A 13,324-nucleotide genomic window follows, 5' to 3' on the forward strand; every position below is an offset into this window, starting at 1 on the left:
GACCGGAAGCCAGCGGATGTGGCCCCGGTCACCGGAAGCGGATCTTCCGGATGACCGGGCCCGCACAGGCTCTCATCCGCAGACTGAAGCCTTCCGATCGGCCGACGATAGTCGCTGTGCCGTGCTCCGTGCCCAGTCCCGCAGCTGGGGCAGGCGTTCGGGGCCGGTGAGGGCGCTGCGGTGCACGTAGTCGCCGCCGCTCCGCTCGCGCAGCAGCGGGCGGTAGCCGTGCGCCTCGAGCCGCTCCGGGGTGAGGCCGGCGGCGCGGGCAAGCGGGCCGTCGGCGCGTACGAACTCCGGACGCACCCGCTCCAGTACGAGCGCGCCCAGGACGTGCGCACGAAGCGCCCCCGAGCCCGTACGGGAGCCGCCGCCCGGCACGGGTCCGGCACGCCCGTCGGCCAGGTCCAGGACGCGTACGCGTACACGGGCGGTGCCGGTGCCGGTGTCCGGGGCGCCGTCCGGTGCGGCGAGCACGACGGTGCTCCGTGCCAGGCCCAGCCGGTGCGCGTACGCGGCGAACAGCGCGGCCTGCCGTGCCTCGCCAGGCCGTTCCGTACGGGCGCACGGTCCCGGAGCCAGGACACCGGTGGCGGGCTCCGGGTGCGCGGCCAGGGAGAGCGCCAGCGCGCAGCCGAGGGCAATCGTCAACGCGCCGTGCGCGTACGGGCGTTCGGCCTGCCGCAGCAGCGCGCCCAGCAGGTGCCGCCCCCTGCCGCCCCGCGTGAGCGCCAGGGCCAGTACGGCGGACGCGAGCAGCGGCACCGCGGCAGCCCCGGGGCGCGCGCCGGCGCCCGCGGGCCAGGGCCCGGCCGCCGCGTGCTGCCACAGCGGCACGGCGCACAACGGGAGTCCGCAAGCGAGCACGTAGCCGGCCGCCGCACGCAGCAGCGCGTGCGGGTGCCCGCGCGGCAGCCGGAGCAGGACCAGCAGCGGGTACGCGGCGGCGAACCCGGCGGCATCCGGCCGTACGCCCGCCGTAAGCGCGGCGAGCAGGCCCTCGGTCACCGCCGTACGGGGGCTCAGCAGCCGCCCGTACGTGATCCCGCGGACGAGGGTGAGGGTGAGGAGCGCCACGGCGAGCGCGTACACCGGGCTGCGGGGCCCGGAGAACAGCCAGGCCGCGGCCGGTTCGTGCCAGGCGAGCGCGCATGCGGCGAGCAGCACCGCGGGCCGGGCGGGCAGGTGCGGCAGCGCACGCGCCGTACCGGCGACGGCGGCGAGCAGGCCCGCCGTACAGAGCAGCGCGACCAGCTGGACGTACGAGAAGGGGTGCGCGGCGTACGGGGAATGGGCGGCGTACGGGGAATGGTGCGCGGCCCGTACGGCGATCAGGGCGGTGCCGAGGACCACCCACCCGGCCGAGCCGGTGCGGACACGGACAGCCGTACCCGCCCGGAGGCGGGTACGGCCGGTGCCGCGGGCGCCCCTGGTCAGTTGAGCGCCCGCGGCCGCTGTGGTGTCCGCCGGACGGCCTGCCGCCTGCGGCGGGACCGGCCCTTCGAGCGGACGGGGTGCGGACAGGGAGGGACGGCTCGTGGTGGTCTTCGGCACGATCACGATGAGGCTCTACAACCGCAAGTGACCGGGCCCGCAAGGGCGGTCAGAGCCGGCGCACCGGTCAGAAACAGCGGCACCGGTCAGAGTCGCCAACCGGTGCCGCTGTCGGGCTGATAGCGGCATGCGGCACCGGTGGAGACGGTGGCACGGAGATGGGCCGCGAGCTCCGGGTGGCGCTCGTCCAGCTTGCGCAGGGTGTCCCGGATGCGGGCGGTGACCGTCTTACGGGCCCGCTCGGCCTCGTCGCCGAGGCGGCGGCTGCGTCCCCCGAGACCGGCCGCCGCGCGCAACTCGTGCAGCAGCGCCTCCCGTTCCCGGTCGTAGTCGGCGGCCCGCCGGTCGTCACCGCGCTCGACGGCGCGGTCGATCTCCTGGTCGAGCTGCGTCAGCCGCTTCTTGTACCGCGCCTTGGCCTCCTCGTCCAGCACGTCGTCGCCGCCCAGCTGCCGGGCGGCGACGACCAGTTCGCCGCCCTCGGGGTCGAGCAGCCGCACCGCCGGGATGTCCGTGCCGGGGTTGGCGAGCAGGGTGTGCAGGTCGCGCAGCCCTTTGGCGTCGGGCATGTGGACCGTACGGCCGCCGAGCCGGAGCGTCCACACCGCGCCCTCGCGACGGAACTCACGCGCGGGAGCCTCCTCTTGGGCGCCGGCCGCGGGACCGGACACCGCCCCGGGCGCGCCCCGTACGGCGCCGCCCCGGACCGCGTCCTCGCGTACGGGCCCAGCCTCGCCCCGTACGGCCCCACCCCGTGCGGTGTCCGACTCCTCCCGGGCTGCGTACGGGGCGTCCGGCCCGTCCGCGACGCGCACCGCCGGCGGCGGTGCCGGGGCCAGCCGTGCCTGCCGGGCCCGTTCGGCGACATGCCGCATGCCGACGGCCACGGCCTCCCGTTCGGCGTCCTCCAGCAGCGCCGCGGCGGCGTCCGCGTCGCCGGGCGCCCCGCGCGCCAGCAGCGCCTCGCCGAGGTGCGCCCGCGCGGTGACCGCCCATACGACGGCCCGCAGCCGGTCGGCGGACTCGGCCGCGGCGGTGAACTCGTCGACCGCCTCGTCCCAGCGCTCCTGCGCCGCGTCGAGCCGCCCCAGCCAGTACGCCATGGGGCCGCTGATGTCGCAGCCGTAGAACGACACGGCCCACTCGTCCGCGTACGGCGCGATGGCGCGGCGCGCCCGCTCGCACAGCTCCGGGTCCCGCGAGACCGCCGCCGCCTGCGCCTGGAAGCGCAGCCACAGGGACTCCTCGCTGCGGGACAGCGATTCGGGCCGGGCCGACACCTCGGCCAGCCGCCGCAGCGCGCCGTCCACGTCGCCCCGCTCGGCGGCCGTGATACCCGCCACCAGCTGCGGGTTGGGGTGGCCGCGCTCGACAAGCCGGCGGTGCGTGGCGTCCAGCTCGTCGAACCGGCCCTGCGCCAGCAGCATCGACCAGTACACATGGTCCGTCACGAACGCGAAGCCCGGGTGCTCGTCCTCGTGGTGGTCGCCGGCGCCGACCGCCTCCGCGAACCGGGCCTCCGCCTCCTCGAAGCGGGCGCCCAGCGCCGCGATGATGCAACGGTCCATCGCCGCCGCCATCCGCATCCGCTCCCCCGCGTCCTGCTCCGCCATGGTGACGAAGGCGTGGAAGCGTTCGAGATAGCGCGGGTCGCCCTGCTCCAGCAGCGCCACCCAGCTCAGGGAGACCGCGATCCGCTCCGTCTCGTCGTCCGAGGCGCGGCGGGCGACGGCGATCATCTCCTCGGTCAGCGCCTCCCGTTCCGCCGCGGTACCGGGCCCCCACATCAGGTCGTGGCGGCTCCACAGGCTGAAGGACAGCGCCTCGTCGTCCTCGCCGCGGCGGGCCAGCACGACGGCGCGGACGGCCAGTTCACGCGCGAGCCGCTCCAGCTGCGGCCCGTCCAGCTCCGCACCGGCCGCCTCGGCCCGTGCCGCACGCCCGCCCGCACCCGCCGCACCGCCCGCACCCGCCGTACGCCCGCCCTGCGCGCCGGGGCGCCCCTCCCTGCCGTACGGGCCGCCCTCCCCCGGCACGTCCCGCACCAGCCTGCGGTGCGCCTCCACCACCAGCTCCCCGGCCAGCCGCTGGTCGGTCTCGCCGCGCCAGCCCAGCCGGTGCAGGGTGAGCGCCACCCGCGCGAGCAGCTCGTCGTCGTCGAGCGCGCGGGCGCGCTCGACCGCCTCCCGCAGCACCCGCGAGCTCTGCTGCCACTCGCCCCTGGCGTGCAGCTCGACGCCCAGGTCGAGCCCGATGACGACGTGGCGCCGCGGCTCGTCCTGCGCCGCCCGCTCCAGCGCGCTCCACAGGTGCCCGATGCTCTCCTCGAAGGCGAGCCGGACGCCCGCGTCCCGCGCCGCCGCCAGCAGGTGGTCCACCGCGCGGGACGGCTCGAGCGTGTCGCCCGCGAGCCGGGCGTGGTGCGCCAGGTCGGCCGGCCCCACGTGGCCCGCGGGCACCGCGTCGCCCTCCAGGGCGCGGACGACCGCCGCGTGCCGCTCGGCGCGCCCGTCCTCGCCGGTGTCGTCGAGCGCGCCGTACAACGTCTCGCGCACCAGGTCGTGGGCGAACGCGAAGCGGCCCGCGCCGTGCGCCACGACGAGCCGCGCCGCCACGGCCTGCTCCAGCAGCCGGTCCACCTGCGGCACGGGCGCGCCCGCCGCGGCCGCCAGCACCCGCCGGTGGAACTCGCGGCCCAGCACCGCCGCGTCCGTGAGCAGCCGCTCCACCGGCGCGGGCAGCAGCGACAGCCGCCGCCGCAGCGCGTCCCGCACGCCCGGCGCGACGCCGGTGACGGTGCCGCCGCTGCGCCACAGCCGGGCGGTCTGCTCGACGAAGAACGGGTTGCCGCCCGTACGCCGGTGGACCTCCGCGGCCAGCGCCGGGTCCGGTTCCTCGCCCGCCGTACGGGCCATGAGCGCGCCGACCTCGTCGGGTGCCAGGCCGGTCAGGGTCACGGTCGTCGCCCGCGCCAGCAGCGGCATGATCAACGGGCGCAGCGGATGGTCGTCGGGCTCGACCTCCACGTCCCGGTACGTCCCGACGAGCAGCACCCGCTCGAACCAGGTGTGCTGCGCCGCGAACTCCAGCAGCCGGAGCGAGGCCGTGTCCGCCCAGTGCAGGTCGTCGAGCACGACCACCACGGGCCGTGTCTGCGAGACGGAGACGAGAGCGCTGGTCACCGCGTCGTACAGCTGGAAGCTCTCCACACCCTCCGTGCCGCGCGCCTCGCCCAGCAGCACGGCCAGGCCGCCGCCCGCGGCCTCCTCGGCGGCGGCCCACTCCGCGCCTGCCGCCGCCCGGCGCAGGCCGCGCAGGACCTGCACCCACGGCCAGTAACCCGGGGCGTTCTCCGAGTCCCAGCACGATCCGCTGAGCACCAGCGCGCCCAGCCGCCGCGCGTCCTCCGCCGCCCCTGCGACCAGGGTGGACTTGCCGATCCCCGCCTCTCCGGTGACCAGCACGAGACCGCCGTGGCTGTCCGCCGCGCGGCCGATCTCGGCGCGCAGCACTCCGGCCGGGTGGTCCCGGCCGATCAGGGCGTGGGTCTGTCGGTTGCCAGTCATGGTCGTCCGAACGTACCCGCTCGCACTGACAACGGGCCGGGGCCCGGCGAACCCCCGGGTAACGAGCCCCGGCACCCTCCGCCGGGCCATCTGCGACCATGGTGAGGTGATGGAGATTCCACGCGGCACCTTGCAGACGCAGACGTTCTACGAACAGGTCGGCGGCGAGGACACCTTCCGACGGCTCGTGCACCGCTTCTACCAGGGCGTGGCCGAGGATCCACTGCTGCGCCCGATGTATCCGGAGGAGGATCTGGGCCCGGCGGAGGAGCGGCTGACGCTGTTCCTCATCCAGTACTGGGGCGGCCCCCGTACGTACAGCGAGCAGCGCGGCCACCCGCGGCTGCGGATGCGGCACGTGCCGTTCAAGGTGGACCAGGCCGCGCACGACGCGTGGCTGCGCCACATGCGGGACGCCGTCGACAGCCTGGAGCTCGCCCCCGAGCACGAACGGCAGCTCTGGGACTACCTCGTGTACGCGGCACGCACTATGGTCAACTCCGCGGACTGACCGCACGACCGGAGTGACGGGCTGAGCCACCTTCGCGGCCGGGGGGCCGCCACAGGGGGTGCCGGGGGGACGGGGGAAGCGCGTTGGGCGGCTTCGTCTTGGCACGGGTGCGTGCGCACCGGTGGCTGATCGCGGCCGCGCTGCTGACCGTTCTGCTGGCGACCTCCGTACTGGCCGCGCTCGCCGCCTTCGCCGCCACCATCGGCGACACCGGGCTGCGCCGCAGCCTGGAGCACCAGTCGGCGCCGCGCACCGTGCTCGACGTCCAGTCGGACGTGGCGGAGGACAGCGTCGACGAGGCCGACGCCTCCGTACGGGCCGCCGCCCGCCGCGCCTACGCGGGGCTGCCCACGACCGTTGAGGCCAGCACCCGTTCCGGCGCGTACGCGCTACCGCGCGCGCTGCGCCCCGACGACGCCGCGGAGAGCGGCGAGCCAGACCTGACGCTCTTCGCGTCGCTGGACCGCGACCGGGTGCGGATGACGGACGGCACGTGGCCGGCGTCCGGCGGCGAACGGGCTGCGGAGGCAGGGCAGAACGGCGGGCGCGAGGGCGCCACTTCACGCGCCAAGGAGCGCGTCACCGAGCGCGTCACCGTCCCCGTCGCCCTGCCGCGGGCCGCCGCCGAACGGCTGCAGCTGCGCCCCGGCGACCGCGTGGACCTGACGAGCAGACTGAACGGGCCGCCGCCCGTACGGGCCGAGATCACCGGCCTGTACGTGCCGAAGAACCGCGCCGACCCGTACTGGCGGCTGGACCCGCTGGGCGGCGACGCCGTACGCACGCTCGCCTTCACCACGTACGGGCCGATGGCCGTCGACGGCGACGCCTTCACCGGCGGGCGGCTGGAGCCCGCCGAACGGCACTGGCAGGGCCGCGCCGACTTCTCCACCGTCTCCACGTCCCGGCTCGGCGAGCTGCGCGACGGGGTACGGGAGGCGGTCGCCGACCTCGGCAAGTCCACGGAGGCGGGCAGTCCGGTGGCGAGCAGCGAACTCCCCGCCCTGCTCGACGGTCTGGAGCGGACGCTGCTCGTCGGCCGCTCCACCCTCCTCATCGCAGCCCTGCAACTCGCGGTGCTCGCCGGGCTCGCCCTGCTCCTCGTCGCCCAACTGCTGGCCGCCGAACGCTCCGAGGAGACCGCGCTGCTGCGGGCACGCGGCGGTTCACGGGCGCGTATCGCCGCCCTGTCGGCGGCCGAGGCGCTGCTCCTCGTCCTGCCCGGTGCGCTCCTCGCGCCGCTGCTCGCCGGGCCGGTCGTCAGCTGGCTGATGGAACGCGGCGCGCTGGCCCGCGCCGGGGTGGACCCCGCCGTACGGCTGCCGGCCGCTGCCTGGTGGGTCGCCGCCGGCACCGCGCTGGTGTGCGCGCTGACGGTGGTCGCGCCGACGCTGCGCGGGCAGTCCGACAAGGTCCTGAGCACGCGGCGGCGCAAGGCGGCCACGCTGCTGCGCGGCGGCGCCGACCTCGCGCTGGTGGCGGTCGCGGCGGTGGCGTACTGGCAGTTGGAGCGGCGCGCGGCCGGCTCCGGCGTGCTCTCCGGAGCGGACGACGGCGCCGGTACGCCCCTGGGCATCGACCCGGTGCTGGTCGCGGCGCCCGCGCTGGCGCTGCTCGCGGGCACCGTCGTGGCGCTGCGGCTACTGCCCGTCGTGGCGCGGCTCGGCGAGCGGCGTGCGGCCCGTACGCGCGGGCTGGCGGGCGCGCTCGCGGGCTGGCAGTTCAGCCGGCGGCCGATGCGCGGGGCGGGGCCCGCGCTGCTGCTCGTACTGGCCGTGGCGATGGGGGTGTTCGCGGGGGGGCAGGGCGCGAGCTGGGACCGCTCGCAGGGCGATCAGGCGGACTTCCGGGCGGGTGCCGACCTGAACGTGTCGGGGGCGGGCACGCCCGCGTTCGGGCAGGGCGGGCTGTACGACGAGGTGGACGGGATCAGCGGGGTGGCGCCGGTGGCGCGCGACGAGTTCGCGGTGGAGGGGGAGCGTACGGCGCAGGTCGTCGCCACCGACACGCGTGCGGCGGCGCGGCTGCTCCGGCTGCGGGGCGACCTGGCGGACGGGCCGGCGGAGGAGCTGCTGCGGCCGCTGGCCGGTCCGGGCGCGGGCTCCGGCTCGGGTTCCGGTTCCGGCGAGGGCTCCGGTTCCGGCGAGGGCTCCGGTTCGTCACACGCGGGCGGCATCACGCTGCCCGAGGACACCGGCGAACTCCGGCTCCGTCTCCGGCTGGAGGTGCTCGGCGGCAAGGGCGGCGACACGGGAGGCGCCCGTACGGAAGGCGGCGGCACCAGTGACACGGTCGCCGTCACGGTGGAGGACCGGTTCGGCATCCCGTACGAGTTCACGGTCGACGAGCTCTCCGCCGACGGCCGCCCCCACACCCTCACCGTCCCGCTCGCCACCGCGGCCGGCGGCACCGGCGGCGCGCCCGCCGGGCCGCTCCGGCTGACCCGGCTCAGCGTCTCGCACCTCGCGCCCACCGCCTCCCAGGAGCGGCGACTGACGCTCACCGGGCTGACCGCCACCGGCCGCGGCGCCGCCGCCCGCCCCGTCGAGGTGCCCTCCGGACTGCGCTGGGGCTCGACGCTGCACGCCGACAACTCCCAGGGCTTCCTCGGCAACGGCCGCCACGCCAAGCCCGAACTGCGGTCCGCGGCGCACGGACCGGACGGCGAGCCGCTGGTCGTCCGCTACACGACGGGCTCGGCCCCGTCCTCCGAACCGTGGGACGTCGACCCGGTCCCCGTCGACATGCGGCTGCTTGCGGACCGGCCGGAACCCGGCGCGGCGGCCCCGCTGAACGCCGTCGTCACCGACGCCTTCCTCGCGGCCAGCGGCGCGCGGGTCGGCGACTCCGTGAAGACGCAGATCTCCGGCACCGACCTGACCGTACGGATCACCGGTGCGCTGCGCGCCCTGCCGACGACGACCGCCGCGCGCGGCGGGAGGACGGACGGCGGCGCCATGCTGCTCGACATCGCCGCGCTCGACCGCGCCCTGCTGGCCGAGAACGGCAAGACGATGGAACCGGAGGGCTGGTGGGTGGACGCGCGGCGCGGGCAGACCGCGAAGGTCGCCGAACAGCTGCGCGCACACCCGTCTTTCGGCTCCGTGCTGGTACGCGACGAGCTCGCCGGGCAGCTGCGCGGCGACCCGCTCAGCGCGGGCCCGCGTACGGCGCTGACGGCGATCGCCGTCGCCGCCGCCGTACTGGCCGCCGTCGGCTTCGCGGTGAGCGCGGCGGGCGCCGTACGGGAGCGCCGCTCCGAGTTCGCGGTGCTGCGCGCGCTGGGTGCGCCGAGGCGGCGCCTCGCGCAGGTGCTGGCGACCGAGCAGAGCGCGCTCGTCGTGGTGTCCCTGGCCGTCGGGCTGGCGCTGGGCGTGCTGCTGACCCGGCTCGTCGTCCCGCTGATCGTGCTGACCGGCGAGGCCACCCGGCCGGTGCCGGAGCTGCTGGTGGAACTGCCGCCCGGGAGGCTGTCGTTGCTGCTCGCCGCCGTCCTCGTGGCGCCGCTGCTGGTGATCGCGGGCACGGTGCTGCGCGGGGCCGATCCGGTGGCGGCGCTCCGTACGGAACGGGGTGACTGAACGGTGCCCGAGGAAACACCGCAGGAGGAAACACCGCGGGACGGAACGGCGCAGGGCGAAACGGCGCGGCAGGAAACCCCGCGGGATGCAACGTTGCGCGTCGCACGGATGACGCACGCACCGTGGATCTGGACCAGGTTGCGTTCCGCCCCCGGCGCCGCCCTCGCCTTCGCCGCCCTCCTGCTGGTCACCGCCTGCACGGCGGCGGCGCTGCCGCGCGCCGTCGACGCGTACGAAACGGACGCCCTCCGCGACGCGTTCGCCGCCGCCCCGCTCCGGGACCGCCTCGTCAGCGGCACCGCTGACGCGCAGCCGGACGCCATGGCAAACGACGCCGACGCCAAAGTGCGCCCGTCCGCGGTCGACTCGTCGGCGCGCGCCTTCCAGAACGCGATCCGCCCTCCCCTGCGTACGCACCGCGCCGACGCCGCGTACGGCGTGCACAACCGCTACGGCGCCGAGTCCGAGGACCGCCGCTTCCCGCGGCCCACGCCGCTGCGCAACCCGCAGACGACGCTCGTCGCCCAGCAGGGCCTCGCGGACCACAGCCGGCTGCTGGAGGGCCGGATGCCGTCGCCGCGGCTGGCCGGGAAGCCCGGCGAACGTCAGGTGGAGGCCGTTCTCACCGAGCCCACCGCACGCAGGATGAAGCTCGCGACGGGCGACAGCTTCGCCCTCCGCGGCCCCTCCGGCGACATGACGGTCAAGGTGACGGGGCTGATCGCCCCGCGCGCACCCGGCTCCGTCTACTGGAACGCCGAGGAGAGCCTGCGCCGCCCCACCCTGATCTCGATGAAGCCGCCCGGCCCCGGCTCCGAGCCCGAGCACTTCTGGCACTTCAGCGTGTTCATCGACCGCGCCGCGGCCCCCGCGCTGCTCGACCTGAAGGGCGGCGCGGAGCTCTACTGGCACCAGCCGCTCGCCACCGGCGACCTCCACGCATACGACATCCCCGGCCTGAAGGACGCCCTGACCTCCCTGGCCACCGGCCCCGAAGCGACCCGGCTCGAGAAGGCCGTGGACTCCGGGCCCGTACGCGTCGACCCGGGCGCCGCCGAGCTGCTCACCCGCTTGGACGACGAACGCGCCGCCGTCGCCCCGCTGCTGCTCATGGCCGCGCTCGGGCTGGCCACGACGGTGCTCACGGTGATGCTGCTGTGGGGTGTGCTGGCGGCCGAACGGCGGGGTGCGGAGCTGGAGTTGCTGCGTGCCCGCGGTGGTTCGCTGGCCGGGATCGCCGGGCGGCTGCTGGCCGAGACGGCGGCCGTGGGGCTGCCCGCCGCGCTCGCCGGCACCGGCCTGGGGCTGCTGCTGACCCCGTCCGGACGTACCGGCCATGCGCTGCTGCTGGCCACCGCGGTCACGGCGGTCGCGCTGCTCACTCTGCCCGTACGGGCGGCTCTCGCGCACCGCCGCCCGCAGGCGCACAGCGGGCGTCCGGACCTGCTGCACGGCAAGCGCTCCCGGCGGCGTACGGTCCTCGAACTCACCGTTCTGGTCCTGGTGGTGGGCGCCGTCGTCGCACTGCGGCAGCGCGGGGTCAGTTCCGGTTCCGGGTCCGGCTCGGGTTCCGGGTCCGGGTCCGGTTCGGACGGCGACACCGGCGACCCGCTGCTGGCCGCGGCGCCCGTACTCCTCGCCGTCGCCGTCGCACTGCTGCTCGGCCGGCTCTACCCGCTGCCGCTCCGGCTCCTCTCCCGGCCCGCCGCGCGCGGGCGCGGCCCGGTCGCGTTTCTCGGCCTGGCGCGCGCCGCGCGTGCGCCCTCCGCGGCCGTCGCCGGGCTGCCTCTGCTCGCCCTGCTCGTCGCGCTGACCGTGGCGTCCTTCGGGGGCACGGTCCTGACCGGCATCCAGGAGGGCCGTGACCGGGCGGCCGTGACCGCCGTCGGCGCGGACGCCCGTATCGAGGCAGCGGACTCGCTGCCCGGCGAACTCCCCTCCGCCGTACGGGACGTGCCCGGCGTACGGGAGGTCAGCGCGCTCCGTACGGTCGACAGCAGCACGGTGGACGGCGCCTCCGAGACCGTCACCGTGGTCATCGCGGAACCCCGCGCGTACGCCCGCCTCGCCGCGCACACCGGGCTCGGCGGCTACCCGGAGGCCCGGCTGAGCGGAAGCGGGCAGAACGGCCAGAGCAGCCAGAACGGCCGGCGCGGCGGCGCCGTTCCCGCGCTCGTGTCACCCGAGGTCGCGGACAGCATGGGGGCGACGGCCTCCGTCTCCGTACCGGGCTTCGAATTCACGGTGCGCCCCGAGCTCGTACGCGAGACCACCCCCGCCGTACGGGGCGACCACTTCGTGGTCCTGTCCCGTACGGCCGTCGAACGGGCGCATCCCGAGGCCGCCGGGACCGCCCTCGTCGCCCCCGACACGCTGCTGCTCACGGGCGGTTCGCTGGACGGCGGCGCGCTACGGAAGGTCGTCACCGAGAGCGGCGAGGCGCGGGCAGGCGACGGCGCGAGCGCCGGCGCGCAGGCCGCCGCGGAGCTCACGCTGCAACTCCGCGCCGACGAACGCGCCTCCTACAGCGACTCCGTCCTCCAGTCCGGCGCCGAACGCCTCTACCTCGGCGCCGTCCTCGCCGCCGCGGCCTACAGCGCACTCGCCGTCCTGCTCTCCCTCCTCCAGACCGCCCCCGACCGCATCACGCTCCTCGCCCGGCTGCGCACGATGGGCCTCCCCCGGCGGCAGAGCCGCGCGCTGCTGCTGATCGAGTCGCTGCCGATGTACGTGCTGACGGCCGCCGCCGGCGTACTGACCGCGCTCGCCGCCGTACCGCTGCTGCGGCCCGGCATCGACCTGACCACCCTCGCCGGAACGCCCGACTCCGCCCCGGTCACGCTCGGGGCCGACCCGCTGTCCCTGGCGCTGCCCACCCTCGCCCTGCTGACCCTCGCCTGCGCCGCGCTGCTCGCGCAGGCCCACCTCGCCGCCCGCAAGACAGACCTCCGCATGGAGCCGCTGTGAACACCGACCACACCCCGCCGCCCACCCTCTCCGAACTGGAACGGCGCGCCACCTCCGGCGGTCCCGCGTACGGCGCGGACGCGCTGATCGTCTGCGACCGGCTGGTACGCGTCTTCCACGCGGACGGCGTGGAGGTGCAGGCGCTCCAGGGGCTCGACCTGCTGGTCAAGGAGGGCGAACTCACCGCGATAGTCGGCGCGTCGGGCAGCGGCAAGTCCACGCTGCTCAACATCCTCGCCGGCCTGGACGCGCCCACCGCGGGCAGTGCGGTCGTCGCGGGCTGCGACCTGCTGTCCATGGATGCGAAGACCAGGCTGCGCTACCGGCGCGAGAGCGTCGGCTTCATCTGGCAGCGCACCTCGCGCAACCTGCTGCCGTACCTCACCGCCGAGCAGAACGTGGCCCTGCCCATGCAGCTGCGCGGGAGCGGGGACGGCCACCGGCGGGGCGTGCGGGGGCAGCGGGCGCGCGCCCGCGAACGCGCCGAGCGCGCACGCGAACTCCTCGGCCTCCTCGGCATGGGCCACTGCGCCGGCCGGCTGCCCACCGGTCTGTCCGGCGGCGAGCAGCAACGGGTCGCCGTCGCCGTCGCGCTGGCCAACCAGCCGTCGGTCGTCCTCGCCGACGAACCCACCGGCGAACTCGACACCTCCACCGCCGAGGAGGTCTTCGCGGCACTCCGCACGGCCAACTCCGAGCTGGGGACGACGATCCTGGTCGTCACGCACGACGAGGCCGTGTCCTCTGAGGTCAGCCGTACGGTCTCGATCCGCGACGGGCGTACGAGCACGGAGACGCTGCGGCACACCCGTACGGACGCGGACGGCGGTGAGTCGACGGTCAGCCGCGAATACACCACCATCGACCGCTCGGGGCGGCTGCAACTGCCGCCGGAGTTCACCGAACCGCTCGCGATCCGTGACCGGGTGCTGCTCGAACTCCAGCCGGACCACATCGAGGTACGCCCGGACAGCGCCGCGCCGGCGAACGAGGACGGGCCCGCAACGGACGACACCGTCCCGGACCAGCCGACGCCGGACCAGCCGTTCCAGCACTAGCCGTTCCAGCACTAGCCGGCCCAGGGCCAGCCGTCCCAGGGCCAGCCGTCCCAGGGCCAGTCGGCCCGGGACCAGCCGTTCCAGGAC

The 13,324-nt window shown here is 76.1% G+C and carries 6 protein-coding genes; 4 read left to right on the forward strand and 2 right to left on the reverse strand.

What is annotated here, in order from left to right:
- Positions 1–72: 72 nt before the first annotated feature.
- Entirely contained in the window at positions 73–1,560 is a 1,488-nt protein-coding gene (locus tag DVA86_RS30785; protein ID WP_208883263.1) for a dermokine domain-containing protein, read from the reverse strand.
- Between the two features lie 80 nt (positions 1,561–1,640).
- Complete coding sequence (locus DVA86_RS30790) at positions 1,641–5,120, reverse strand: AAA family ATPase (protein WP_208883264.1); 3,480 nt, start codon at positions 5,118–5,120, stop codon at positions 1,641–1,643.
- A gap of 106 nt (positions 5,121–5,226) precedes the next feature.
- Between DVA86_RS30790 and DVA86_RS30795 the strand changes: the two genes are divergently transcribed.
- The 4 genes from DVA86_RS30795 (at position 5,227) to DVA86_RS30810 (ending at position 13,237) form a co-directional block, all read left to right on the forward strand.
- Positions 5,227–5,631: a globin gene (locus tag DVA86_RS30795; RefSeq protein WP_281279335.1), complete on the forward strand. Its 405-nt coding sequence runs from the start codon at positions 5,227–5,229 to the stop codon at positions 5,629–5,631.
- Positions 5,632–5,714: 83 nt separating this feature from the next.
- On the forward strand, positions 5,715–9,212 hold the full coding sequence (locus DVA86_RS30800) for an FtsX-like permease family protein (RefSeq protein ID WP_208883266.1): 3,498 nt from the start codon (positions 5,715–5,717) through the stop codon (positions 9,210–9,212).
- Between the two features lie 108 nt (positions 9,213–9,320).
- Positions 9,321–12,179: an FtsX-like permease family protein gene (locus DVA86_RS30805; protein ID WP_208883267.1), complete on the forward strand. Its 2,859-nt coding sequence runs from the start codon at positions 9,321–9,323 to the stop codon at positions 12,177–12,179.
- Positions 12,176–13,237: an ATP-binding cassette domain-containing protein gene (locus tag DVA86_RS30810; protein ID WP_208883268.1), complete on the forward strand. Its 1,062-nt coding sequence runs from the start codon at positions 12,176–12,178 to the stop codon at positions 13,235–13,237. The genes DVA86_RS30805 and DVA86_RS30810 overlap by 4 nt, the downstream gene beginning before the upstream one ends.
- Positions 13,238–13,324: the final 87 nt, after the last annotated feature.

Source organism: Streptomyces armeniacus, assembly GCF_003355155.1.
Lineage (GTDB): Bacteria > Actinomycetota > Actinomycetes > Streptomycetales > Streptomycetaceae > Streptomyces > Streptomyces armeniacus.